Source organism: Cupriavidus lacunae, assembly GCF_003353055.1.
Lineage (GTDB): Bacteria > Pseudomonadota > Gammaproteobacteria > Burkholderiales > Burkholderiaceae > Cupriavidus > Cupriavidus lacunae.
This window is the reverse complement of sequence record NZ_QKWJ01000078.1, coordinates 1-23,423: the sequence shown is the minus strand read 5'-3', so window position 1 is coordinate 23,423 and position 23,423 is coordinate 1. Positions and strand designations below refer to the sequence as shown.

Annotated in this window: 23 protein-coding genes and 4 pseudogenes; 12 read left to right on the top strand and 15 right to left on the bottom strand. The window is 60.3% G+C overall.

What is annotated here, in order from left to right; translation table 11 throughout:
- Positions 1-404: 404 nt before the first annotated feature.
- From DN412_RS34355 to DN412_RS34340, 4 genes are all read right to left on the bottom strand, one after another.
- Positions 405-1,274: an SDR family NAD(P)-dependent oxidoreductase gene (locus DN412_RS34355; protein ID WP_244222912.1), complete on the bottom strand. Its 870-nt coding sequence runs from the start codon at positions 1,272-1,274 to the stop codon at positions 405-407.
- Positions 1,275-2,070: 796 nt separating this feature from the next.
- Positions 2,071-3,198: a GTP 3',8-cyclase MoaA gene (gene moaA, locus DN412_RS34350; protein ID WP_115215659.1), complete on the bottom strand. Its 1,128-nt coding sequence runs from the start codon at positions 3,196-3,198 to the stop codon at positions 2,071-2,073.
- A 76-nt stretch (positions 3,199-3,274) separates the two neighbouring features.
- Entirely contained in the window at positions 3,275-5,752 is a 2,478-nt protein-coding gene (locus DN412_RS34345; RefSeq protein ID WP_115215658.1) for an arsenate reductase (azurin) large subunit, read from the bottom strand.
- Between the two features lie 16 nt (positions 5,753-5,768).
- Positions 5,769-6,293, bottom strand: a complete 525-nt coding sequence (locus DN412_RS34340) for an arsenate reductase (azurin) small subunit (RefSeq protein WP_115215657.1) — start codon at positions 6,291-6,293, stop codon at positions 5,769-5,771.
- A 173-nt stretch (positions 6,294-6,466) separates the two neighbouring features.
- Between DN412_RS34340 and DN412_RS34335 the strand changes: the two genes are divergently transcribed.
- From DN412_RS34335 to DN412_RS34320, 4 genes are read left to right on the top strand one after another with little or no spacing between them, the layout of a single operon-like run.
- Positions 6,467-7,345 (top strand): substrate-binding domain-containing protein, encoded by an 879-nt coding sequence (locus tag DN412_RS34335; protein WP_115215656.1) that lies wholly within the window; start codon positions 6,467-6,469, stop codon positions 7,343-7,345.
- Between the two features lie 10 nt (positions 7,346-7,355).
- Positions 7,356-8,813, top strand: coding sequence for a sensor histidine kinase (locus DN412_RS34330; protein ID WP_115215655.1), 1,458 nt, complete (start codon positions 7,356-7,358; stop codon positions 8,811-8,813).
- A gap of 15 nt (positions 8,814-8,828) precedes the next feature.
- Complete coding sequence (locus tag DN412_RS34325; protein WP_115215654.1) at positions 8,829-10,166, top strand: sigma-54-dependent transcriptional regulator; 1,338 nt, start codon at positions 8,829-8,831, stop codon at positions 10,164-10,166.
- 37 nt (positions 10,167-10,203) lie between these two features.
- Entirely contained in the window at positions 10,204-10,512 is a 309-nt protein-coding gene (locus tag DN412_RS34320; protein ID WP_115215653.1) for an acylphosphatase, read from the top strand.
- A gap of 29 nt (positions 10,513-10,541) precedes the next feature.
- Here DN412_RS34320 and DN412_RS34315 read toward each other — a convergent pair whose 3' ends face one another.
- The 6 genes and pseudogenes from DN412_RS34315 to DN412_RS44965 form a co-directional block, all read right to left on the bottom strand.
- Entirely contained in the window at positions 10,542-11,075 is a 534-nt protein-coding gene (locus tag DN412_RS34315; protein WP_244222911.1) for a DUF6036 family nucleotidyltransferase, read from the bottom strand.
- Entirely contained in the window at positions 11,072-11,737 is a 666-nt protein-coding gene (locus DN412_RS34310) for a helix-turn-helix transcriptional regulator (protein WP_115215652.1), read from the bottom strand. The genes DN412_RS34315 and DN412_RS34310 overlap by 4 nt, the downstream gene beginning before the upstream one ends.
- A 651-nt stretch (positions 11,738-12,388) precedes the next feature.
- Positions 12,389-12,880: an LEA/WHy family protein gene (locus tag DN412_RS34305; RefSeq protein ID WP_115215670.1), complete on the bottom strand. Its 492-nt coding sequence runs from the start codon at positions 12,878-12,880 to the stop codon at positions 12,389-12,391.
- Positions 12,867-13,115: a hypothetical protein gene (locus DN412_RS43915; protein ID WP_167471164.1), complete on the bottom strand. Its 249-nt coding sequence runs from the start codon at positions 13,113-13,115 to the stop codon at positions 12,867-12,869. Before DN412_RS43915 ends, DN412_RS34305 begins: the two co-directional genes overlap by 14 nt.
- 160 nt (positions 13,116-13,275) lie before the next feature.
- A pseudogene (locus DN412_RS45560) lies at positions 13,276-13,377 on the bottom strand (DUF1643 domain-containing protein); the annotation flags it as partial.
- Positions 13,377-13,688: a DUF1643 domain-containing protein gene (locus tag DN412_RS44965; RefSeq protein ID WP_244222910.1), complete on the bottom strand. Its 312-nt coding sequence runs from the start codon at positions 13,686-13,688 to the stop codon at positions 13,377-13,379. The pseudogene DN412_RS45560 and the gene DN412_RS44965, both read right to left, overlap by 1 nt.
- 32 nt (positions 13,689-13,720) lie before the next feature.
- Between DN412_RS44965 and DN412_RS34295 the strand changes: the two genes are divergently transcribed.
- Genes DN412_RS34295 through DN412_RS34285 form a run of 3 tightly spaced genes read left to right on the top strand, consistent with a single transcriptional unit; the run spans position 13,721 to position 14,538 of the window.
- Positions 13,721-13,924: a hypothetical protein gene (locus tag DN412_RS34295; protein WP_115215651.1), complete on the top strand. Its 204-nt coding sequence runs from the start codon at positions 13,721-13,723 to the stop codon at positions 13,922-13,924.
- A 39-nt stretch (positions 13,925-13,963) separates the two neighbouring features.
- Positions 13,964-14,236, top strand: a complete 273-nt coding sequence (locus tag DN412_RS34290) for a hypothetical protein (RefSeq protein ID WP_115215650.1) — start codon at positions 13,964-13,966, stop codon at positions 14,234-14,236.
- 44 nt (positions 14,237-14,280) lie between these two features.
- Positions 14,281-14,538, top strand: a complete 258-nt coding sequence (locus DN412_RS34285; protein WP_115215649.1) for a DUF1488 family protein — start codon at positions 14,281-14,283, stop codon at positions 14,536-14,538.
- A 76-nt stretch (positions 14,539-14,614) separates the two neighbouring features.
- On the opposite strand, the gene DN412_RS34280 is transcribed toward DN412_RS34285, so the two are convergent.
- Positions 14,615-14,971, bottom strand: a complete 357-nt coding sequence (locus DN412_RS34280; protein ID WP_115215648.1) for an ASCH domain-containing protein — start codon at positions 14,969-14,971, stop codon at positions 14,615-14,617.
- A gap of 32 nt (positions 14,972-15,003) precedes the next feature.
- Between DN412_RS34280 and DN412_RS34275 the strand changes: the two genes are divergently transcribed.
- On the top strand, positions 15,004-15,240 hold the full coding sequence (locus DN412_RS34275) for a hypothetical protein (protein ID WP_115215647.1): 237 nt from the start codon (positions 15,004-15,006) through the stop codon (positions 15,238-15,240).
- A 403-nt stretch (positions 15,241-15,643) separates the two neighbouring features.
- On the opposite strand, the pseudogene DN412_RS34270 reads toward DN412_RS34275, so the two are convergent.
- Positions 15,644-17,136: pseudogene (locus DN412_RS34270) on the bottom strand (DNA cytosine methyltransferase); the annotation flags it as partial.
- Positions 17,137-17,390: 254 nt separating this feature from the next.
- On the opposite strand from DN412_RS34270, the gene DN412_RS34265 reads away from it, so the two are divergent.
- The gene (locus DN412_RS34265) at positions 17,391-18,251 is read left to right on the top strand and encodes a transglutaminase-like domain-containing protein (RefSeq protein WP_115215669.1); all 861 of its coding nucleotides are present in this window, start codon (positions 17,391-17,393) and stop codon (positions 18,249-18,251) included.
- 46 nt (positions 18,252-18,297) lie between these two features.
- Here DN412_RS34265 and DN412_RS44960 read toward each other — a convergent pair.
- From DN412_RS44960 to DN412_RS44950, 3 genes and pseudogenes are all read right to left on the bottom strand, one after another.
- Positions 18,298-18,615, bottom strand: a pseudogene (locus DN412_RS44960) (hypothetical protein).
- A gap of 407 nt (positions 18,616-19,022) precedes the next feature.
- On the bottom strand, positions 19,023-19,442 hold the full coding sequence (locus DN412_RS44955; protein WP_244222909.1) for a nitroreductase family protein: 420 nt from the start codon (positions 19,440-19,442) through the stop codon (positions 19,023-19,025).
- A 316-nt stretch (positions 19,443-19,758) separates the two neighbouring features.
- Positions 19,759-20,481: a SagB/ThcOx family dehydrogenase gene (locus DN412_RS44950; RefSeq protein WP_244222908.1), complete on the bottom strand. Its 723-nt coding sequence runs from the start codon at positions 20,479-20,481 to the stop codon at positions 19,759-19,761.
- Positions 20,482-21,189: 708 nt separating this feature from the next.
- Here DN412_RS44950 and DN412_RS34245 point away from each other — a divergent pair.
- The 3 genes and pseudogenes from DN412_RS34245 to DN412_RS44940 all read left to right on the top strand — a co-directional run.
- On the top strand, positions 21,190-21,708 hold the full coding sequence (locus DN412_RS34245; RefSeq protein ID WP_115215645.1) for a hypothetical protein: 519 nt from the start codon (positions 21,190-21,192) through the stop codon (positions 21,706-21,708).
- A 618-nt stretch (positions 21,709-22,326) separates the two neighbouring features.
- Complete coding sequence (locus tag DN412_RS44945) at positions 22,327-22,932, top strand: cation-transporting P-type ATPase (RefSeq protein ID WP_244222907.1); 606 nt, start codon at positions 22,327-22,329, stop codon at positions 22,930-22,932.
- A gap of 55 nt (positions 22,933-22,987) precedes the next feature.
- A pseudogene (locus DN412_RS44940) lies at positions 22,988-23,423 on the top strand (magnesium-translocating P-type ATPase); the annotation flags it as partial.

The following is a 23,423-nucleotide window of genomic DNA, read 5'->3' as shown; positions in this document are numbered from 1 at the left end:
CCGCGCGAAAGATCTAACCAACGCCCGCTGATGGCCGGCTACCGCCGTTGCGCTTTTGCCATCTCTGGCGAGTCACGGTTAGCCGCAGCGCGCCGGGCCGGACTGCACGTGAGGCCCTGGCATCGCTGGGACGTGGCGATAAGACACGATAACGGGGGCTAGCGTCGTCAGCAAGGCTTTGGAAACGCTGCTGTCGTTGAACAGTCTGCGGGCCTCCTAAGGCGGCGTGGGGGAGGGAAGCGTGGTGGCTTCGGTTCAGCATGCTGTCGAGCCAACAGCGCGGTCACGATGCGGCCTCGGAGCGGCGGTTTTGTGAGGAGACCGGACGATCCAACGTCTCGGCAAGGCAGGTGCCGAACGACGCTTTATGGCCCGGGAAGGGACGTTGCTTCGCTCGTGAGCGCTCAATAGGTTCTTGTAAACCCGCCATCATGCAGCAGGTTCACGCCAGTCATGTGGTCGGAGAAAGGGGATAACAAGACTTCGACCGCCAGAGCCACCTCTTCCGGGCTTCCATACTTCCGCAAGGGAATGTTCGAAGTTTCCTCGGCTAACCGCTCATCGAAGGTCATGCCAACCTTGGTGGCACGCTGGCCGATCGATGCCACATAGTCTGGGGTCAGCGTGCCTCCGAGAGAGAGGGTATTGACGTGAATCCCTCTCTCGCCCATCGCGAAAGCAAGCGTCTTGGCCTGAGCCAGCCATGCACAACGCAGGACGTTGCTGGTGGCGTAGTTTCCAAGGGCTTGCACTGAGGTGATGGCGGAAATGATGACAATTTTCGCCCGGCGTCCTTGGGAGGGTTCGGGCTGCATCGTGGAGATCGCGCTCTTAAGGAGTTCAAGGGGGCCGATAAAGTTGCTCTGGAATAACTGGCGCCACGTGTCCGCTGGAGGCTGGCATTCGCCGGTGGGCCGCATCTGGGGTGGCATCAGTACGACGCCGTCGAGGACGCTTCCTTCCGCCGCAAGCTCATGGGAAAACGACGCGACAGAGGCATCGCTGGACATATCGACGGAGATCCAGTGAAATGACTGGCCGCCAAGCCTCCGGAGATTCGCGCAGGCGCCTTGCAGCTTGCCAATGTCGCGCGCGGCGAGAATCAGCGAATAACCTGCGTGCGCCAGCCGTGCGCAGACGGCGCTCCCGATGCCGCCGGTAGCCCCCGTGACCAGGACTACTTTGCTTGTCTCGGACATGTCGCCCTCCCTCGGTAGGCTGGTGATATCCAGCCATGCCGACAGCAGCACGCCGGACAGGGCGATTGGTAGCATTCCGAGCCCGGAGGGCACGCCCCCACCTGTGTCTGTTAGTTATAGTGCACGAGAGGTGTCGCCGGCGAACGGCCTGCCTCGCTTCGCGACCGCTTTCCGACGAACGTCCAGCTATCCGCTACCGCACGGCAGAACTGGCGGCTGGTTCGGCATCCGCCGACTGAGTGGAAGGCGCCGGCCGGCTCTTCCCGACCGACCCAAAACTGCCACTCGCCCCACTGACGCTTCGATGGCAGTTATCTGGTGCGCAACGGCCATTCGTTTTGACACGTTGGCCGGCGGGCGATCGGCCTTTGCCAACATTGGCTCGGGCCGGGTTCTGCGTCAGCAATGTGGCGGATTCTTGACGGTGGCAGTGTCGAGCAGCCGGACGGCGGCGTCCCATATCAGCGAACTCACACTCCCCACCCGTCGCTGTCGTTTGCACGTGATTGGGGGCGGCGACGGCTTCCGGGTTCCAACGAGACGGTGGTACTCGTAATTATTAAAGCTATTTAATGGGTGTCGTACTAGTCGATGTCTGTCGGTCTGCTTACTCGCCACGATTTCAAGCGCGGACAGCAGGTGGTTGGCCAGTTCGAAGTCGTTTTCCCGGCAGGCCCTCTTGAATACCGCCAGCACGTCGTCACTCAGAGAGTGCTTTAAGGTACCCATCTTCCGTCTCCCACCGCTGATGGTCCATATCCCCTTGCGCAGGGCACCTGACCTAATGCAGGCATTGTGGACGTTGCCACAGTGGGAAGGTCAAGGAGAAAAGTGCCACGCCGGAAAACAGGCACTGGCAGATAGTCGACCATCAACCGCCGATGAACGACATCTCGACTTTGGGCTGGTTGGGTGCGATTGTGTTTTCAGCGCGCTGCTCCGAATAGCGGTCAGTTCGATGCAGCCAAAGGTCGGCCACTCGTCGGCGCAACGCGTCGTCAGAGTCTCCGCTGCGCAATGGCGCTCGGATGTCCTCGCCATGAGAGGCAAACAGGCAAGTGAAGAGCTGGCCGTTTGCGGACAGCCTCAGCCGTGTGCAATTGCCGCAGAACGGCCGTGAGACGCTCGAGATAACGCCAATTTCTCCCTGGCCATCTGCGTAACGGAATCGAACTGAGGTGTCCGATGGCCTGTCGCGCCCGGCCGGGACGAGTGGGAACGTTGATTCGATAGTCCGTATAACCTCGGACGAAGGGACAACCGACTCCAGGTTCCAGCCATTACTCGTGCCGACGTCCATGAATTCAATGAACCGAACTTCGATGCCCGTCCCCCGGAAGTGCCGCGCCATGGGAAGAATCTGCGTGTCATTCACGCCGCGCTTGACGACCATATTGACCTTGACCGGCGCGAAGCCTACGCGCAGCGCCGAGCCAATCCCTTCAAGAACACTTGCAGCGGAAAAGCCAACGCCGTTCATCTGTTGAAACACGGCCTCGTCGACTGAGTCGAGACTCACTGTGACGCGCTTCAGCCCCGCGTCCCGAAGTGACTGCGCCTTGCGGCTAAGCAGTGAGCCGTTCGTTGTCAGCGATAGGTCGATGTCGTCGCCGCCGGGCGTTCTCAGTTTCGCCAACAACTCGACTAGGTATTCCAGGTCCTTTCGCAACAATGGCTCCCCGCCAGTCAGGCGAATTTTCTCAACGCCGAGGCCGACGAACACACGTGCAATACGCTCGATTTCCTCGAAGGTGAGCAACTCAGCTCGGGGCAGGAATGGGTAGTCCTTGCCGAAAACCTCCTTCGGCATACAGTAGATGCAGCGGAAGTTACAGCGGTCTGTTACCGAAATGCGTAAGTCTCGCAACGGCCGAAGCCGCGTGTCCTGAACCGGCAATGCAACAGCGGTGACATCTGCGGTGCGGAAGTGGTTCTCTGTAGGGTGGAAGGCAGTGACATCCACCAGAGGAATCACGCGCCCCAGGGTGAATGATTTCATCGCGCCACCTATCCAGCTCGTGTTCAGCTGCAGACAGAAATGGGAAGGGGCCGGCAACGCGCCGGCCCTCTGCCACCTATGTGTAGCGGCGGCTCTTGAAGCTCACCGTTTTCTTGTAGTCGTCCATCGACCCAACGCGTCGAACGTTCGCCCACGTGCCTTTGTAGTAAGGAACGATGTTGCGGTCCGTCCATGTCGTCGTGACGTTATCCTGGATGCCATTGACATGGCCAAACACCATGAACGTCTGGTCATGCTTGATTTCGGCAGCCGGATAAGCCATGGCATAGGTAGACCCGAAGTCGTTGAAGACCTCGACGATGTCTCCCGCAGCAATGCCGAGTTGCTGAGCATCTTCAGGGTTCATTTCGATATAAGCCATCGGGTCCCGCGTGCGGACGAAATCGTTGTACTGGTCGTGATAGACCGTTTGCCACACTTCGTTCGTGCGGCCATTGTTAATCCAGAACCGGTACTTCGCCTTCTGGTCGGCTATGAGCTTCGGTAGACCTGGCCATGGCGACGGCTTGAACTGTGCCTTGCCGTCCGGCGTGTCGAACTTACCATCCATATACATCATCTCTGTGCCGACCAGCTTTCCTCCTTCCCACGCCTTCGCCGGCAGCTGCACACCGTTGTTGGCCATCACACGCAACCGCTCATAAGTCACCAGATTGCCCGTATCGCCGCCCTGGCTGTCAATCTTCCCAGCGCCCGGCTGTCCAGCTTTGCGGAAGCCATCGTTGAATGCATCCTCCTCAGTCTTCCAGTCAAAGCCTTCAAACCGGGCGGCCATCTTCGCGTTGCCATCCTTGCGGTACATGTCGCGCAGCGTGTTAGCGATGCGAGCCGCGATAAGGCAGTCTGGCAGAGCCGTTCCAGGCGGGTCCATGAACCGTTCGGAAAGCCGCATGCGCCGTTCGCCATTCATGGAAGTCAGATTCATCTCGCCCGGATGTGCCGCTGGCAACAGCAGATGTGCAGCCTCTTCGAGCTTGGTAGGGTAGAGGTTGATGCTCGCTACAAACAGCCCGCCCTTGCTAGTCGCATCATAAATAACGTCGACCATCTGCTCGGTGGTCACGCCACGGGCGCGCTGCATCGCGTCCTTGACGATTTGCGACCTGCGCAGAACAACTTCGCGCAACTGCTGAGCGTTGTTGCTGGTCTGGAAGTTATTACAAGCCCACCACGTCATCATCCGGCCCTTGCCTTGGATGAGTTCCTGGTCAATGTATATCTTCTTGTCACCGGGGTACGGAGGCCGGGTGTAGCCTTCCTGGTGACCGCCCATACGAACGCAGCCGGTACCTCGCCGTCCGACATTGTGCGTCGCGAGCGCAAGGTCCACGAGGGAGGACTGAATCAGATAGTTGTCGTTGCCCCAGATGATGCCCTTTTCATAGGTATGCATTGTCCTCGGCATCTGGCCCGAAGCCTTTGGCTTGTAGGACCATTCGGCCGCCGTCCGAATCTTCTCAACAGGCACGCCGGTGATTTTGCTGCAATCTTCAAGGGACAGCTTGTTGGCCTGTACCGCCGCATCGAACCCGCTCGTGTGTGCAGCAATGAACTCGCGGTCAATCCACCCCTGCTGGACGACGTACGTGAAAAGGCCATTGAACAGCGCAATATCTGTCCCCGGCTGAATGTCCAGGTGCAGCACGTTATCCTTCCCCGCCACCTTTTCGGCAACTGCGATGGTCGGAGTGCGTCTCGGGTCGACGAACACGACCTTTGTCTTCGGCGTCGCTTCTCCAGGGAACCACTTCCTCTTCTTGTCAGCCGTCGTTCCATTGAGATTTGGCACCCAATGGTTCAGGAAGTAGTTCGTTTGCGTTTCGTACGAGTTGGCGCCAATGGACCAGATGACGTCGGCGAGTTCGGCGTCCTCGTATGAGTTGTTCAGTTCTCCAATGCCCATCTCACGCGTGGCATGGCATTCGGAGTTGTACGCCGGCCTGTTGTGGATGCGGACCATCGGAGTCTGCAGCGCCGTGAACATCAGCTTGCCCGACCCCCACGTGTTCTCGAATCCACCACCCGCACCGCCATGGTCAAAGGCAGAAAAGGCGATGCCGTTCGGGCCATCCTTGTCGAGCACCTTCTTCATCAGGCCGCCGTATAGGGCCAACGCCTGGTCCCAGGTCGTATCGACCCATTGGTCGCTCAGATAGACGCGCGGATTCTTGAGGCGGTCCTTCGTGAGCCCGTCCGGTGCGTACATATACGTTGCCATCTTGCCGCCCCGTGTCGAGCTGAGTCCGCTGTTCACGACGCAACTCTTGTCCGGGACAATCATGATGGTGTGGCGCGAGCCGTCACGTTCGGTGATGACATTCTCCATCGCGGGCGTCATGACAATCGCGAGCGGCGGCAGCTGCTTGCGAAAATCAAGTCCGAGCGCATTCTGGTTCGGTGCGCGCCCCCCTTCCTGGTCCTCCGGCCACTTGTAAACGTGATACCCGCATCCGACGATGCAGAAGTGGCAGGTCATGTTTGTCCGCTTGGCCGTGACCGGCGGTAGCACGATGCGGTCCTTTTCGGTAGCCATTTTCAGCTCCTCGCACTCAAAGGATGTTGGCCTGGCGGCCGTATATCAGGCCTTCCACACCGACAGCTGATACTGTTCCCGTCTTATCGTCGTAGAGCAGCCTCACTCTGGGTAGATTTTCGGTGGCCTGGCCAACAACCATTTGTCCAGCCTTTTCCGCATCAAAGATGCTGTTGTGGCAAGGACACTTGAATGTCTTTGTCGCAGGTTCGTATGCCACGGGGCAACCCATATGGGTGCACATCGTGCTATACGCGACGATGTCACCCTCCGGACCGACACCGCCTGGGACCCGGCTGCCGAGTTTGACAGCGATGCAGGGCGACGCGGCGTCCGGATATGTGAAGGAGACTGGGGTGTTGAGCCCCATCCGCCCGAGTTGCGCCAGACTCTTTCTCGGATATGGGAGCTTGGTCTTGCTTGTGTCGACCGGTGTGGCGGCTTCCGCTGCGGTCGGCGCAAATGCACACGCAGCGGAGGCGGCAACGGAGGTGCCTCCCAGCTTCAAGAACGTCCGGCGGTCGATTTTGAGTTCGGACATGTTCCCTCCTTGCTTGAATCTTGCTTGCCTAGTCGCTAGCATCGATTGCGTGGCAAGACCTGTGCCACCCGGCTCAATGGCGGTCGGCAGGCTCGTGTGTAGGGAAATATCGACGCGGAGTCGCTGGGCGCCGTTACCGTCCAGTAACGGTTCGTGAGGGGGAGTGAGCCGTTATGTCACCAATTCTTAACATCGGTCGACGGCGGCTTCTCCGTTCTGCGGTGAGCTTGCCGCTTCTCTCAGCCTTTAGGTTCGCCTCAGGCGACGAACGTCCATCGATTGCGTTCGGCACCACGGCCGTCTTCCTGGATAACGAAATCAGTCTGCTGGCACGTTGGGCCAAAGAACTCGGAAGCGTTTGCGATGCCAACGTGAGGTTTGTGCAGCGCAATAACTACCGTGAAATCCACGAGCTATTGGCTGCGAATCGCCTCGATGTCGCATGGGTCTGCGGTTACCCCTACGTCACGCACCAGCAGACAATGCGGTTGATGGCGATTCCAGACTACGAGGGGCAACCGCTTTATCGCTCCTACCTGATTGTGCCCAAGGGCGACGCCCAAACTACGCATATCACGCAACTTCGGAATCGTGTGTTCGCGTTCAGCGACCCGCAGTCGAACTCAGGTTTTCTGGTTCCTACCACCGAGTTGATTCGGGCAGGCATACGGCCAAGCGCATTCTTCAGGAAGGCCTTTTTCACGTATGCGCACCGGAAGGTGGTCGATGCGGTGAGTTCCGGACTGGCAGATGCCGGCGAGATAGATGGCTACGTCTACGACACCATTGAGAGGCGATACCCGGACCGCACCCGAGACGTAAAGGTGGCGTGGCGTTCCCCGCAGTACGGCTTCCCGCCGATTGTGGCCCGCACGAATCTCGACGAAGAGACGTTTCGTCGCATTCAGGGGGCGCTCGTCGGCATGAAGGAACGACAGGAAGGGCGCGACATTCTTCAGCAATTGAACCTCGACGGCTTCGTGGAAGGTGCCGACAGCGTGTTCGACAGCATTCGCGGGCTAGTCCGGATTTTGGACGCTGGGCCAAGGTAGGCGCCCACAGATGTTCTCCAATCTCAGTTACCGCTACAAGATTCCACTGGCGTTGAGCGCGGTCATCCTGCTTACCGAACTTCTGGTGACCGCCGCTCTCGTCAGCCTCGCACTATCCGACGCGCGGAAGGACTTAGAGAATGGCGCACAGAATCTTTGTCGCGTGCTTACGCTGTCGGTACGTGACCCAATGGTCAAGGACGATGTTTGGCGAGCATTCGAAGTTATTCGCACGCCCGTAGCAGTCAAGGATTCGACGAATCCACTCAAGGAAATCGCGCTCTTCGACGCTCAAGGGCGCGTGTATGCATCGACTGCGCCCCGGAAGGCACCCATTCAGACGGACGTCGCCCAACTACCTGCCGAATACGGCGACGTTCTTTCACACTTGCGTACCGCCGGCGACCGCTTCTACTTCAATTTTCCGGGGCTACTGGCGACCCATGACGTGACTGCAGGCACGCCAGTGAATTCAGATGATGGAGGGCGTCTGGGATATGTTGTGTTGGTCTACGACGCGAATATCCTCTATGGCCGCATTCGCTCAACGCTGGTAAAACTGGGGGTGGCTACCGTTCCAGCGTTGTTGCTACTCATACCGTTGGGTTGGCTGTGGGGTGACCGGATGGCGAAGCCGCTTCTGGGGCTCGCTTCGGCAATGGCACGGATTGGCAAGGAGCCAGCGGAGAAGGTTAGCGCCGAAATGACTGTGCGGGGCAAGGATGAGATAGGCCAGTTGGGTCACCAGTTCCAGGCCATGCTTGGAGAATTGGCTCAGAAGCAGGCGTTGGAGCGTGAGGTTGTTGTCTCCGAAAGACTGGCCGCCGTCGGGAGGGTCGCTGCAGGTATCGCCCATGAAATCAACAACCCGCTGGGCGGTATGCTCAATGCCATCGACACACTCAACACGCACGGCACCCCAGACGCCCAAACCAAGAGAACCTTGGGGCTCCTTGAGCGAGGCCTGGGCCAAATTCGGTCCACCGTTGCCGCTCTGCTTGTTGAGGCTCGGCTGGATTCCCCTGCAATGAATCCTTCAGACTGGCAGGACCTGAGACTGTTGATTGCGCCGCAGATTCATGCGAAGCAAGCGGTGTTCAACTGGGAAGTGCAGCAAGCAGAGGCCATCGCGCTCCCCGCCCATTTAGTTCGACAACTCGTTCTTAATCTGCTGCTGAATGCTGCGACAGCCGTAGAGCACGGAGGCCGAGTCGACGTCCAGGTCTCGGCACACCCAGCGGAGCTCCACATAACGGTATCGAACACCGGACAATACATAGCAGGCGTTGCAATGGAACATTTGTTTGAGCCATTCAGTTCCGCTTGGGAAGGAGGAGAACGGCGTTCGTATGGGTTAGGTCTTTGGGTCAGCTACCAAATCGCCACCCAACTCGGTGGCACCATCGCAGTTGAGAGTGAGCCTGGCCGAACGTTCTTTGTAGTGATGCTGCCGTTTTCCTCTCAATAAGAGCAGGAGTTCATCATGTCGACTACGCTAATCTGTGTCGTGGAAGACGACCCCATCATGGGGGAGTCTTTGGCGGACAGGTTCCGCCTGGAGGGGTTCGATGTGGACTGGCACACCAATGGCGAATCGGCCTTGGGTGCCTTGCAGACTCGCCCGTATCAGGCCGTCATCAGTGATATCCGTCTGCCAGACATCTCGGGAGAGAACCTGTTTGCACGCTCGATGGCCGCACGTACATCTCAGCCGCCGTTTGTCTTTATTACTGCCTACGCGTCCGTCGAAACGGCGGTTGCCTTGCTGAAGAACGGTGCTGCTGACTACATCACGAAGCCATTCGACATTGGCGCGCTGGTGGAGAAGGTCCGGCTGTTGACAGGCACTGCTATTCCAGACCAGGCAATGCCGGCGCAGAGCGAGCTTGGCGTATCCGAAGCGATGCGGCGCCTTGCAAACATGGTGCCGCGCGTTGCAGGTCGTGCGAAAGCAATTCTGATTACTGGAGAGTCGGGTGTCGGCAAAGAGGTGCTGGCGCGATTCATTCATCGACACGCGCCGGGCGATGCGAGCCCGTTTGTTGCCGTGAATTGTGGCGCCGTCCCAGAGACGCTTCTTGAGTCCGAATTCTTTGGCTACGAGCGGGGTGCGTTCACGGGCGCGGGGCGCCAGAGGAAGGGGTACTTCGAACAGGCCGAAGGCGGGACGCTCTTCCTTGATGAGATAGGTGACCTGCCGCTGTCGATGCAGGTGAAGTTGTTGCGGGCGTTGCAAGAACCCCGCATCACGAGGGTCGGTGGCGAGAGAGAGGTCGAAACTAACTTCCGCCTGGTTTGCGCAACCAATCGGGACCTCGCCGAGCTGGTCAGCGTTGGGAAGTTCCGCGAGGACCTGTTTTACCGAATCAACATTTTGCAGCTGCGCGTGCCGGCGCTGCGCGACCGCCCCGACGATGTTCTCTGGCTCGCCCATCGCTTTGTACGCGACATCGCCAGCAGGCTCGGCGAACCGACAAAGCTATTTCACCCGTCGGCAGAGGCACGGCTAGCGACCTATGGTTGGCCTGGGAATGTTCGCGAGTTGCAGAACCGCCTTGAGCGCGCGTGCATTGTCTGCCCGCAGAACATGCTTTTCTCGTCCGATATATTCGAAGAGGACGGGGCCCCGGCCACGGCGGTAATGGATGTGGACACGCCACTCGACGGGTACATGGCTGCGTGCGAAAGCGCGTTCATCCGCGCTGCACTGCTACAGCACCAAGGGCACATTTCTGAGACAGCCCATGCGCTTGGCATTTCCCGGAAGAGCCTCTGGGAGAAGATGCGCAAACATGCAATTGCAGCCGGGCTGCTTCACTGAGGCGCCAAGCCTTAGCTGCTCAGGCAGGAGAGCTCTCATGCAAACGGATATAAACGAAGGGATGCTCGAGACGCGGCTGGTCCGCGTCCGTGGTCGTGTGCAGGGTATCGGCTATCGGGAGGCCTGCGTACATCGTGCCCACGAGCTGGGTGTCACAGGGTGGGTCCGTAACCGAATGGACGAATCCATAGAGGCGATGTTGCAGGGCTCGCCGAAGCAACTTGCCGACATGTGCGCTTGGCTGAGCGAAGGCATGTCAGCAGCGCTTGTGGAAGAGCTTGAAGTTACCGAAGTGCAGCCACCGTTTGCGCGCTTTGACAGTTTCGAGCGCTTGCCTACCGAGTAAGGATAGACAAGCGCGTGCGGGTTCACCGACTACCGGCGCCAGCGCCTTTGCACTTCACGGAATCCGGCTGCGTTAGGCTGCTCGGCAAATGCCTCACGAAGGTGTGCGCACACCCTGTTCGTCGACAGCCTCGGTCGCGCTCCGTGGCGAGCTATGCAAGCGCAGAAGACTCGGTCCTTGTCGCGATCCGCTGCCGCCTTCGCCATAAAGAGGTCCACAAGGTCAAGGCAATAGCCGACCCGTCCATTCGTGCCCGCCGTCTGGATGCGCTGCAAGCGGCTTTCCCACCCGGCCGGAAGACACGCTGTCTCTGGCCCGACGCCCTGCGCGTAGTAACCATACGTCTCGTGAAAGCGCGAGCCTTCGCCAATCGCCGCGTCGATCGCATCCGCCTTGTGGGTGGCATTGAGCGGGTATATGTCAGCCTCCGCGGACATCGTGAAAACCGCCGGGGGATTAGGGATCAGCCCCAGGATGGATTGGCTGCCAACGACAACGAACTCATATTCGTTCGTGATGTCGGCAGCAGCTCGAATGATGTGCTCCAGATCTTCCCGCTTCATTCCTGGTCCCCGAGGACAACGCCTTTTTTCAACGCCTGAATCTGTGCTAGCACTTCCTGCCGAAGGGCATCTGGCAAAAGCGTGGGCAGGGGAGACGCTTGGCGTAGCTCTTGAGCACGCCGAGTTCGGCCAAGCGCTTTGCGCCACGACTGGTTCGCAAGAATCGTTTCCCACTCGGACCAGAGTGAATCAGACCGTGAGTCTCCCTGCGCGCGCCATCGCCTGAGGACTTCTCGGGCCCGGTCCAGTAGCGCTGGGTCATCCTGAATCAGGCGGATCGCTTCCTTGTGCAGCGCCATGCTCTGCAAGTCCTGAGCCTCATGGCGGCTTGGATCAGTCCTGACCCGAACCTGAACCTGCGGAATGGCGCGCTTGGATGTGGCGGCCGCAGAGTTCGCCGGCGCCGGTTGAAAAGTATCGCTGACTAACAGGGCAAGGTCACCGGCAACCCCCAACACGGACATGACACGCAGATATGTGCCCATGGTTGGCGCGGGGTCGCCTGCCTCAACGGCAGCGAGGGTCGTCCGGGAGATGCCGACGCGCTTGGCCATCTCGACCGTGCCAAGGCCCTGAGCCTTCCGCAGGCGTTTGATGCGGTCGCCGAGTTGCAGGAGCAAGTGGCGCTCAAGTACAGAGGTGGTGTCGGTAAAGGCTGGCATATGTCCATTATTCTAGGCAAAACATGACGTTATGACTAGTTTAATGAACAGATTTTAGTCGTGCAGCGTGTTGTGTTGGATCCACCTGCACATATCTTAGTCGGCACCAGTGCTCCTGCGTCACGCCGCTGGTCCGCGCTTGCGGCCAACGCGCGCACTCCAAGGCGCCAGGAGGCAGTGGCCATGGGGCCAAGGACAAGTTTATGCAAACGACGGTGCCCCCCAAGGGGCGTCGTACTGCTGCAGCCACTGAACATAACGCCCGTACTGAGAAGTTTTGCCGGCCCCGGGAGGTTCACTGGGGGAGGGTGGGCATCTGTCGGCGCCGACAGCAGTTCAGTCGGCCGTTGACGCGCAGGCGCTCCGTTCCGGATGCCCAATCAATAATTTCAATCACGAAATTATTGGGTTGTGACGATGGAGGCCGCATTGGAAAGCGATCCCCGAGCACACGTATTGACCGACCTCATTGAGTATCCACCCTCGTTGACGCTGCATGCCGAAAACGAGGCTATGTTGACCTTCGCGCTGGACGCGAGTGGGGTACTGCGCCATATCGGCTCAGTGCCCAACGGCAAAGCGTGTGGGTGCGTGTGCCCAGCGTGCGGCGAAAGTCGAAGGCGAGTCGCTGGTGCAGGAACCCGCCTGAGGTCACGGGCTCATCATGCCTTCAGGCGGCGAGAGCTTGCCCTGGTCTGTGAAACGGGTGCCGCCGCCCATTCCGCCCGCCAACCGTCCGTGGACCTCGTATGGGATGTTGCCCGCCTTCGCGCCACCGACGAAGGCGAAAGCCTGGCGCACGGCGGCGAATGCAGGCACCGTCAACGGCACATCGATCACCGTTTCGCCGAACCGGGGCACGACCCCGCTCTGGTCGCTGACGCCGCTGGCGAAGGATTGACCATTCAGATCCAGTTGCAGCGACACCCCGCTGAACTCGATTGGCGAGTCATTGGGATTCTGGATGCGCAACTTGACGTTGAAGCGCATCTCCAACCCTTCGCCTGCCATCGGATCGATGCCTGCCACGGTGACCCGCAGCGGTTCCTGACCCGTCAGCGTCGCACAGCCGCCGAGCCAGACGAGAATGTAAAGGCAGATGAAGTAAAGGCGAATTGAGCGCCGTGTATCAGTAGCCGGCATGGCAAGCACCTCGTCCGAAGAGTCTGAGGGTGCGGATTAGTGTAGTAATTTTTTCGCTTGCCTGGGTTGCCGGAACCGAGTACGAGGGAAGGCAGATAACGCTGAGGGCCATAGGGTGCCCGTCGATCTTCACGGGCGTTTCGATCCCGAGCTTCTTCCGGGTCCAGCGACGCCGGGCCGCGCCCTGTTTTAGCCCTCCGGTGAGTTCGACCAGTTGCTGGTTGGTGAGGATCATTGTGTTCTCCCAGTGCTGCCGGGTTGTCTCGATAATACGTACCGCTGCTTCGGTCATACGTTGAATCGCTGCGGCCTGACTTTGGCCGCGATGCAAAGGGGGGGTGCTTCGGGCTGCCGTCTTGGTTGAGCCCGAGGTGGTGGAGAAGATTTCCGCGCCCGCACATGCGGATGATCCGCACCACCTCCGCCGCGCGCGCCGGCGCCACCTTGTGCGCACCCCAAGCGCAGATCACCAGCGAGCAGCGGTCGAGGGTATCCATCACCGCGCCGTTCGCCACATCCTCGCGCCCCGGCGGATCGATGCGTCAGTAGGCCGGCAGGATCTGTCGAGCGCAGCGGGAACAGGTTGACCACTTCCAGACGGCCGTACTTGCCGGCCAGCGCGCTGCAGGCAGCGGGTGATGGTCGGGTCATTGACCTGGTGATCGGCGGTCGACGGATTGAGCATGATGAAGCCGAGGCCCGGGCTGCTTCGGCCCCACTCGCGCCAGAGGCGGTAGCGGTATTGCTCGCAGTCGGAGAGGATGGCGCCGGCCTCGCCGTCGAGGGTGGGGTTGACCAGTTTCTTCATGCTACGATTCCCCGTCCAGGGCGGAGGTCGTCATGACAATCGAAAGCTACCAGGGCTACACCGTCCGCTGCTTTGCAAAGCAGCTTGGCGACGGATCCTTCGAGGCATCCGGTGCAGTTGCGAAGGACGGTAGCATCAAGGAAGGCTCGGATCCCTTGGGGTACTACCCCTCGTTTGATCGTGCTGCGGCAGCCGGGATCGCCTGGGCGAAGGCCTGGGTGGACGCGCACAGTTGAGCCTGGCACGATTCCGATCCGCTGGGCAGGGGAGCAGGCATGAGCGAACGGATGCGCTGGATCACTGAGGAGTACCGCGGCATGTATGTCCACGCGATCGCCTTTGAGATCGCGGAGATGCGCCGAATGGAACCGCCCCCAGGGCAAAAGTGGGGCTACATGATTGCCATCCGCTACACGGCTGACCGGGACGACGACATGATCTACGGGCCGGCAGGCGACCGCAGCGACTACTTCACCCGTGCGGCGGCGGAGCAGGCCGCGCTCTATTATGGCAAGCGGGCAATCGACATCATTCAAGATCTGGACTAACACGCTCATGCTACGATCCCTTTATCAAGCCAGAGGAGTTGAAAATGCCAAATTCCTTCTCGATACATTCGCCGAAGCCGTCCGACGATGGGGAGCGGGTGTACTTCACCATCGAGGCGGATGGAGCCAAAAGTAAAGGCTATATTTCGCGCTCGGCTCTTGATGAACTGGCCGGTGGCCATATTGGCGACCTCGGGGAGGTCTTCGACAAGCATCGAGATCGGATCAAGGAAGCGGCCCACCTTAAGTGGTTGGTGAATCCTTCGCTCGATCCCATCGTGCTCAGTAGCGACGATTTTTGAGTGGCTCAATATAGCCTCCTGAACTCCACCACGTGGATCAAGCCTTCCGCGATCGTGTCAGCGTCGCTGCAGTCGTTCAGCCGCCCCACACGGACGTCGGTCCTCCCAACACCAGGCGGCACGCAGCGCGCGGTATGTGGATTGACGGCTTCCAGCGGATGGCTTCGACAGGCGGGATGTTTTGGTATCCAAGCGGTACCCACGTGGGGTAGTCCGCGCGGTAGACGGTCGGGCCGGGGTCGAGAGCGGCTGGCTGTGCCCACGTCTCGCCGGCCCAAAGTTGATCGCCGGCATAGGCGTAGCGGCAATATCCGTTCTCGAGAAGCGCAACATAGTCGGGCGTGAAGCCGTCGCGCCTCGTCTGCGTCTTCCGGCCGTCCAGGATGGCGCGCACCATGGCGCCGGTGAACAGGATGGGGTGTTCTTTGGCCATGCTAGGATCCTTGGCAGCATTGGGAGACAGCCATGGACCGCGTTACCGAATATCGAGGATTCGAGATCCATATTGACCTTGTGAGCACATCCGAGGACATGTTCGATGTTTGGTTCCAGATCGAGGGACCGATGAGGGCTCCGGGAGTTGCTGCACTCGGCAAGCGAATCAAAGTCCACGGCGGCCCGTTCTCTCGTCGCTGGGCATATCTTGTCGCCGAGGTAGCAGGCAGAGCCGCGGTGGATGTAATTCTTGGCGTGGAGGAATAAGATCACCCCGCCATCCCCATCCGCCTTGCTTCCTTCGCGTGCTACGCTCCTCTGGAGCGATAGGGGACAAACCATGGCGAACTTTGAAACCGATGCCGAAATACTCGAGTGGATTGCTAAACACAGCGAGGACGAATTCCGGCAGCACGTAGAGCGCCACACGTTCGGCGACAGGCGTTTAGAGAACGCTCGTGCATATCTCGATAGGATCGACAGCCAGCGAGCGCAGAGGCGCGAGGAGCGAGCGCTTCTGGCGACGGAGCAGGCAGCGGGGGCGGCGCAGGACCAAGTCGAGGCTGCGCGACGAGCGCTCCGCATTTCGAAATGGGCTCTCGGTATCGCTATCGCTTCCGCATTTGTGGCCGTGGCCGGTTTGGTCGGAAAATAGGCCATTACATAACCTCTGTGCCACCGACAGAGCAATCGCCACCGGCCGTACCCACACCGGCGTGGCTGACAGCATGAACGTCTCGCCTGACTCGGCCAGCAGCAGGGTGGTGCCCATCACCTCCGTGATCGCGCGCGCCGCGTCCGGCGGCACAGCGTTGCCGATGCGCTCGCGCCAGCCCTGATCGCTCAGGCCGTCCAGCTCGAGATATTTCTCGGGCTCAACGAGGGACTGCAGGCAGGCCAGTTCCATCGTTGTGAAAGGGCGGTGCCAGGTGCCGTCCAGCGCGCGGACGATGGCGATCAGCTTGTCGTTCGCGGAAGGCATGCGCGGTCCGCCACCGACCACCGGCCGTTGTCGTGGCCAGCCGCCGTCGACACCGCGCCGCTTGGCTGATCCCACCCACGCCACTACACCGTAATGCCCGCCGGTCAGGTCGTTGTCGCCGCGCTGCCGGCGCATGCCCGGTCGCGGGTCCGCCACGGCGCAAGCACCTTGGCCGGTGTCACTGCGCGCGATGATCGTGCCGGCAGGCTCGTCGAAACCTGTCACCTTGTACTTGCCAGCACCCTCGAAGCCGGACGATGCGCGCAGGTCCTGAACGCACTGGCCGGTGCCGTGCGCGCTGGTGACGGCGCCGGCCTGTGCCCACGGCACGATCCTGAATTCGTTGTTGTGCTTGGCTGGGCCAGCGTGGCGCGGATCGGCGACGCTGAACGTGCCCTGACCTGGCGAGGTGCCGGCCGTGATCGCACCCGATGCTTCGCCCCAACGGAGGCCCCCGTGCTGCCGATACTGCGCAGCATTTGCCGGTCTGCGCGGGTCCGCGATTGATAATGTGCCGTTGCTGGGCAGCGATTCTCCTGCCACAGCGCCAGCATGCTCGTGCCAGTCCAGCACATCCAGGGCGCCATTTCGACGCTCGGGCATGATTAGGTAGTCGCGCAGGTGTCCGTCTTCCACCGCCAGCCGATTCAGGCTGCGCCAGTCGCTGCCGGCCTCGACAAACGCCAGCCGCACCCAGGTCTTCCACTGGAGGGGACGGCACGAGGTGCATCGGGCCGCCGACCAGGTCTCCCGGCAGGGGCATACGGCCAAGGACCGTGCCAACGCCCTGCAGGCAGTGGGTATGCGGCTCGTAGAGGAAGGCTGGCACCTTGGCGATGTGCCGGGGTCACCAGCAGGAAGCGCTACCGGCTCTGCGCCAGGCCGCCGATCTCGCCGCAGTCGTGCGTCGCCTTGTTCACCGCGTAGCCGTAGTGGCGTAGGATCTGGACGATCTGATCCAGCAGGTGCCGGCCGCGCGTGGCCAGCCGCGGGACGTTCTCGAACATGATCAGCTCGACCGGGTCAGCCTTCCAGGCCTCGCACATCAGCCAGACGAAGCGCAGCGTCAGCTCGTTCAGCGCCTGATACTTCGGCGTGCGGCTGAGCGACTCGGAAAGCAGGCCGGAAGCGCCCTTGCATGGCGAGGAGATGAGCACGCAGTGCGGGTGCTCATGGTTGGCCACGATAAAGCGATTTGCTCTTCTTCATCGCTCCATCTTATCTGACCGACCGGCCAATGTGACATCACCATTGCACCCCAGCCTAACGCCCCTACAAATATGGCCTGGCAGGCATTGCGCCGCGCACCCGCGGCGCCCGCAAACGCAAACCGGTCCTCCACCGCTGGCACTACACTGAAATGGCAATCCACAGCAGTCTTCGCTGTCCGGATCTCTTTGCTTTTCTTCGGATCGTCGTCAACGCAAGGCTTGAGATGAACCGTCTCCGATACTCGGTGAGTCTGTCCTACGAAGTCATGGATCCCATGGCGGACTTCCTTCTGAACATTGAAGCCGCCAGGACTTCCCGGCAGGTCGTCGTTGCCGAGCAATTGACGTTCCCCCCGTCAATTCAGACCACCCACTACACGGATGCGGTGCTGTGCAACCGCCTGCTTAGAATGCGCGCACCCAAGGGTCACCTTGCCATCCGCTATGAGGCAGTCGTCGATATCGATCATCGCCTGGACGACTGCGATCAGTTGTCAGAAGTGCCTGTCGCCGAACTACCGTTCGATGTCTGGCACTACCTGGCGCCTAGCCGATATTGTGAATCTGACCGCCTAATGGAATTTGCGATGCGTGAGTTCGGGGGCATGCAGCGCGGCTATGCCCGCGTCTACGCAATTCGGGAGTGGGTGCGCAATCACGTGCGCTTTCTCTCGCGCTCCACCAACGAGCGCACGTCGGCGGTCGATACCATCGTGGAACGCACCGGTGTCTGCCGCGACTTTGCTCACCTGATGATTGGGATCTGCCGCGCCCTGAGCATTCCGGCGCGCATGTCCAGCAGCCTGGACTATGGGGCAGATCCGACAATGGGGGCGCCGGATTTTCATGCGGTGGTAGAAGTGTACTTGTCCCACCGGTGGTACCTGCTCGATCCCTCTGGCGTATCGATCCCGACGGGGCTGCTTCGTATTGGCACCGGCCGGGATGCCGCTGACATACCGTTCGCGGCGATATTTGGCAAGGTGGAATCGAAGCGACCCTTTGTCGAAATCCAGGCTGTGACAGACACAGCAGCCGGGATCGAAATGCCGATGTTCACTGCAAAGGCTATCTCCACCTGGTAGCCGGCGCTAGTTGGCCGCTGCTACCGGCCCCGTGGTCCGTCGCGCATCAACGCTTGTTTCCCTTCATGCTCTCGGTTTCCATGGCGGCCTTCCATTCCTCATAGGCCTCGATCGGCTCCATGGATTGATCGACGAACGCGGCGGCGCGCTCTGCGGGCGGCCAGCCGTGTCCACGGCGGCGTCGCCTTGGTTGTCGTCCTCCGTGCCGGGTGGCAGTAGCATGTCGTCGAGCATCGCCGCCAGTTCCGATGTATCCCATGGCTCACCCAACTGAGCCTTCTTCTTCCATGTAGTGCTGGACTTCCGAGTCTAGGCCGGCGGTCAATGGCAGGACGACTGTGATCAGCAGGCCCGCGCTCATCATCTCTTGGCGGATCGCTGAGCTCCCTCCGTCTGTACCACGTAGCCCTATCAAGATGGGTTTTCCCGTTGCTTAGAATCTTCCGGGGCTAGCGTGCCCATGGACGTGGACTACTACCTCCAACAAGACTAGCTGTCAACGCTTCACACACACTCGTGATCTACATCATGGAGCGTTGGCATGCCGTAACTGCGTCTAGCCCGTCGTTCCCGTAGGCAGCGTACATGGCTGCTGAGCACAAATACTGAACGACTGATTTCAGCGAGATTGACTGACCTGCTTCGCGTCGGGTGCATTACTCCTGATGCGGTGCAGATACCGACAGGCGCTGATCGACCATGGCGCCGCCGACGGTAAAGTGATACAGGCTTTGCCAAGCTTGGTCCTTGATTCCGAGCATGGCGTGCATTTCACCCCGTGGCACGCTTTCCGGTCGCTTCGGCTTCAAGATAGAGCGCTTGGCCGAGCATGCGACATTCCCAGAAAAGATGGCGATAACGCCATGGTTGTTTCAGGGCGATTTCGAAGTTCGCGAGCATCCACAGCGCAAAGCAGGAGTCGGCGGCAATATCTTGGTGACAGCAGATCAACTTTGCCACCGCGCGCAAATCGTAAGGCAGCAGAAAATAGAGTGGCAGATGGTCCGGTCCAGTCTTTTGCCACAGCCATTCCGGGCGCATAGCCTGTTTGAGGCTCGGCAGCGCCCCAGGGTTCCTCACTAGCACATACAGGCCGGGCTCCAGACCGTCCACGCGGTGCACCAATAGCGCCGGATGCACCGCGACAGGAGACACCAGCGCATTCCACGGTGGCGTGTCGCGACGTACCAACAAGCACGCCAGCATGGTAAAGAAAGCCGCAGTGGTCCTGCGCGTCGTGCCATCGAAACGCGTGGCGCTGCGGCGTTGCCGAGCGATCTGGGCAAAGCTCAGATCGAGGGGCGGGCGTCGCAGACCACAGGTGCGGCTCCGGACTTAGTGAGGGCGGTTGGCAGGTACGAGGCTTGTGCGTGGCGCGATGGATCGAATCGATATCCGGCCACCTCTGATGCCCCGCGCTTAGCTGATTCGCGTATCCGTGCCAGTGTGCCTTATCCAAAGCAGCCCACAGGCGCTCTAGTTCAGGTTGTGCTTCAGGATTGCCGATTCAAAGCAGGACATCCGGCACCTCTGGTTCGGCTGCTCCGAAATCCTCGCTGCGGTCCAATCCAAGCAATGTGGCTAACGCATCGTCCGCAGCCGCCTCCGCAAGCCGCGTCTGCCAGCCGATAGCCGCCGCCGCGTAACTTACTGCGGCGATAGCATGCCCGCAGTCATGCTGGCAGTAGCGCCAGGCGCGCATTCCGTATTTCCACGCCTCGCGCCAGTGGATCGAGCTGAGCCCGACCAGGACACCACCGTCCGAAAATGCCTCGGTCCATCGCGGATCATCCACTGCAGCGCGATGTTCAAGCACGTGGTCGCGGCTCAGGTAATGGTAGACCCCGCCAGACAAGCCCGGCAGCGTCGGACACAGAAGGTAGCCCTCGGTCGGATGCAGATTCCCACTCGAAGGGTTGCAGCGCAGTGCCCACCGCTGCGCGCCGTAGGATTTCCACGCCGACAGGCCAAGTGAGAGTTCGAAAAGGATCGCCGGGGTACGAAGACTGAATCTCTGCGGGGGCGGAAGAGTGCCGGAGCGCAGCTCGTTGTAGCGTGCGGCCAGGGTGCCCGCGGCGAGCGGCAGAGCAATCCGCGGTGTGCCGTGAAACGCCCGGAACGGGTCTGGCTGGGTTGCCCAGTCGAGCCCTCGGGGGCCAGGGGCATAGCTGTTGACACGGTGCTTGCTGCGTTCGTGATATTCAAGCAACGCCTGCGATAATCGGCCCATGTTCCTTCAGCCCAAGAATGCGCGCCGCGCCCCGCTACCACGCCAGATGGCTCGACGTTGCCGCGCGGTCGTCATCAAGTTGGACAGGGCGCATTGAGGCCGGCTGCTCTAACCGTCGCCGCTCCTGTCTGGGGCCCAGCTCTGGCCCGGTCTCCACAAAGCCCGAAAGAACTCCCCATGGGCCAAATCGCACTTGAGGTGGTTTTGACGCTGTTCTAGGCTGCTGACGTAAGATTGCGCAGCTTTCCAGCCTGTGCCGCAAATTGCCTGACCCGGTCATCTGCGCTGAAGGTCTTACCGTGCAAGGCTGGGCGAGCGGTGATGATCGTCTTCCCACGGCCGGCAGATTGGGTCAATATCGCATCAGTGTCTACACGCTTCCTGATTCAATTGGGGGGCGTCGCGCTATGCTTCTCGTGGGGGTGTTGGGAGATAGCATACATCGCGTTACCGAGTATCGTGGGTTCGAGCTCGAGGTCGCCTTAGTAAGCACTTCCGAGGACATGTTCGATACTTGGTGCACGCTCGACACCCACTCGACGCGACCCCCATCAGTTATGCCAGTTGTCGACTGGGATCGCGCCGTCAATGATGGGTGGACCGACCTGCACCCGCCGCAATTCCAGGGCGTCGGGCCTCGTGCCGAGATCCTTGCATGGTTTCGACGAATCGAGGGGAGTAACGGCCGGGCCGGAGTGAGGTAACTCTATGCGTACTTTTCTATATTTCACGTTGAATGATGTGGCCACCGCAAAATTGGCACAGGCACGGCTCGGCGAGCTGTTCAACAGGTCTGAACTCGTCGGAGGACCGTGGTTCGTCCAGGGCGACAATCAGCCCGTTGAAGGGCTGCCGAGGACGGAACTTAGCCAGACCACGTATCGTGAAGAAACAGCGATCGGTGGCTTTGTTGTGGGGGCTATCGCGGCAGTGCCAGTGATACTCGCGTACGGGGCTTCCGCCGGCCCGGCTGCGAGCGTTGTCGCCTTCGTGGGTGGCCTCATGTTTGGCGGCATGATTGGCTGGTGGATTGGCGGGCTGGTTGGCGCCAGGATCCGGCGCTTCGGTCTGGCGAGTAAAAAGCTACGACTCACACCTGGAAAAATGCTGATGGTCGTCAGCTGCGATTCGAAGTCCAAGGACCTCATGAAGCGTACTATTCAGGAGCTGGGTGGGGTCAACGTCGACGAGCACAACGACTTGCTTCCGAACTTCAGATGGCAATGAGCGTCGGTGAGGTGAGCCTTACGCGGATCCGAGTCGATGTCCACGGTAGCGAGTTCACAGGTGTCGTGTGTTTTTGCCATGCAGAAAGCCGGGGAACATAGTTCTGGGGGAAGCGGAATGGTGAATGATCTCGGCTCTCTTCTCCACGGCCACGGCCGGCCGCGGTTGCACTTGACTATGGTGAGGCGAAGGCTCGAGAGGATGTCTCGATGTTCTAGGCCATTATACAACCGCTCAGAGAAAAGACTGGGATTAATGACCCCGCAGCAGACCGGTCGGCAGCCATGCTTTCTACGCCTCAACAAATTGTCTGATTGACATCAAGGCAGGAATCATCGTCGATGTCGAGGGCGCCGGCCAATCGAATGAGCGAGGTAAACTCGACCGAGAAACAATGATTGATCGGGTGGAGCAGCGCTTTGCATTCAAGCCTTCTCACCTGGTGGGTGACACTGCTGCTGCTGCTTTCTGAGCAAATGGCCTGTCCTGGCCCGCGCATGTCCTTGACGCTTCGCCGTGACAGGGCACGACCAGGCTCTGGGTGCGGAGCAACTTCTTTGACATGGACACGCCTGTCAGGCCGGTACCGCCAAAAGAGTTTCGCCGAAGGAATCCATCATGCCTGCACCCGCCGTCAAAACGGATCTCGCATTCTGGCAGCTCCCTGTTGCGGCGCTCTTGGAACAGGTGGCCACAAGCCCTGACGGACTGAGCAGCGCTGTGGCGGCTTCGCGCCTGGCACAGTTCGGCCCAAACCTGATCCACGGGGAGCGCAAAAGAGCGCTGATCCTTCAGTTTCTGACCAAGTTCCGCAATCCGCTGGTCATCATTCTCCTCACTGCCAGCGCACTTTCCGCTTTCACCGGCGACACCGTCAGCTTCTTCATTATCGGTACCATCGTCATCATCAGCGTGTCCCTCGATTTCGTTCAGGAATACCGGGCTGGTCAGGCGGCGGATCGACTGCGCCAGTCGGTGGCAGTACGGGGGCAGGTGCTGCGGGACGGCAAGCCCCTTGAGATACCGATTGCGGAGTTGGTGCCCGGCGATGTGGCGCTCCTTACCGCCGGCGTCGATCCACAATCTGGGCAGCATGGACGTATTCTGTACCGACAAGACCGGCACGCTGACCGAAGCCCGCATCCACCTGGAGCGCCATCTGGACCCCCTTGGCCGGGAAAGTCAGCGGGTCCTGGAACTGGCCTACTTCAACAGCTTTTTTGAAACAGGACTAAGAGGCCCCCTGGATGACGCCATCCTGGAGCACACAGAAATCGACGTGAGCGGCTGGCGCAAGATCGATGAAGTGCCGTTCGACTTCGAGCGCCGCCGGGTGTCGGTCCTCCTTGACAACGGGACGACCCGACTGCTCGTGGTCAAGGGAGCGCCCGAAGATATCCTGCGTCTGTCGGTCAGCTACGGATTGAATGGCGAGCCCGGTCTGTGGCCCCTGAATGAAGCGGCGCTCAAAGCGATCAACGGGCAATTTGAAGGTCTCAGTAAAGAGGGCTTCCGGGTGCTGGGCATTGCATCACGGCAGGTGGGGATGGACCACCCCCATGCCGTGGTGGGCGATGAAGCGGAACTGGTCTTTGCTGGCTTCGCGGCCTTCCTCGATCCCCCCAAGGAGAGCGCCAAGGCGGCCCTGGCGGAGCTCGCCGCCGATGGGGTCGCGGTCAAGATCATCACCGGCGATAATGAATTGGTCACGCAGC

Coding starts and splice junctions, on each gene's coding strand:
- DN412_RS34355 (WP_244222912.1), bottom strand. CDS start 1,274: ATGCTACCAATCGCCCTGTCCGGCGTGCTGCTGTCGGCATGGCTGGAT.
- moaA (WP_115215659.1), bottom strand. CDS start 3,198: ATGAAATCATTCACCCTGGGGCGCGTGATTCCTCTGGTGGATGTCACT.
- DN412_RS34345 (WP_115215658.1), bottom strand. CDS start 5,752: ATGGCTACCGAAAAGGACCGCATCGTGCTACCGCCGGTCACGGCCAAG.
- DN412_RS34340 (WP_115215657.1), bottom strand. CDS start 6,293: ATGTCCGAACTCAAAATCGACCGCCGGACGTTCTTGAAGCTGGGAGGC.
- DN412_RS34335 (WP_115215656.1), top strand. CDS start 6,467: ATGTCACCAATTCTTAACATCGGTCGACGGCGGCTTCTCCGTTCTGCG.
- DN412_RS34330 (WP_115215655.1), top strand. CDS start 7,356: ATGTTCTCCAATCTCAGTTACCGCTACAAGATTCCACTGGCGTTGAGC.
- DN412_RS34325 (WP_115215654.1), top strand. CDS start 8,829: ATGTCGACTACGCTAATCTGTGTCGTGGAAGACGACCCCATCATGGGG.
- DN412_RS34320 (WP_115215653.1), top strand. CDS start 10,204: ATGCAAACGGATATAAACGAAGGGATGCTCGAGACGCGGCTGGTCCGC.
- DN412_RS34315 (WP_244222911.1), bottom strand. CDS start 11,075: ATGAAGCGGGAAGATCTGGAGCACATCATTCGAGCTGCTGCCGACATC.
- DN412_RS34310 (WP_115215652.1), bottom strand. CDS start 11,737: ATGCCAGCCTTTACCGACACCACCTCTGTACTTGAGCGCCACTTGCTC.
- DN412_RS34305 (WP_115215670.1), bottom strand. CDS start 12,880: ATGCCGGCTACTGATACACGGCGCTCAATTCGCCTTTACTTCATCTGC.
- DN412_RS43915 (WP_167471164.1), bottom strand. CDS start 13,115: ATGATCCTCACCAACCAGCAACTGGTCGAACTCACCGGAGGGCTAAAA.
- DN412_RS44965 (WP_244222910.1), bottom strand. CDS start 13,688: ATGAAGAAACTGGTCAACCCCACCCTCGACGGCGAGGCCGGCGCCATC.
- DN412_RS34295 (WP_115215651.1), top strand. CDS start 13,721: ATGACAATCGAAAGCTACCAGGGCTACACCGTCCGCTGCTTTGCAAAG.
- DN412_RS34290 (WP_115215650.1), top strand. CDS start 13,964: ATGAGCGAACGGATGCGCTGGATCACTGAGGAGTACCGCGGCATGTAT.
- DN412_RS34285 (WP_115215649.1), top strand. CDS start 14,281: ATGCCAAATTCCTTCTCGATACATTCGCCGAAGCCGTCCGACGATGGG.
- DN412_RS34280 (WP_115215648.1), bottom strand. CDS start 14,971: ATGGCCAAAGAACACCCCATCCTGTTCACCGGCGCCATGGTGCGCGCC.
- DN412_RS34275 (WP_115215647.1), top strand. CDS start 15,004: ATGGACCGCGTTACCGAATATCGAGGATTCGAGATCCATATTGACCTT.
- DN412_RS34265 (WP_115215669.1), top strand. CDS start 17,391: ATGAACCGTCTCCGATACTCGGTGAGTCTGTCCTACGAAGTCATGGAT.
- DN412_RS44950 (WP_244222908.1), bottom strand. CDS start 20,481: ATGGGCCGATTATCGCAGGCGTTGCTTGAATATCACGAACGCAGCAAG.
- DN412_RS34245 (WP_115215645.1), top strand. CDS start 21,190: ATGCGTACTTTTCTATATTTCACGTTGAATGATGTGGCCACCGCAAAA.
- DN412_RS44945 (WP_244222907.1), top strand. CDS start 22,327: ATGCCTGCACCCGCCGTCAAAACGGATCTCGCATTCTGGCAGCTCCCT.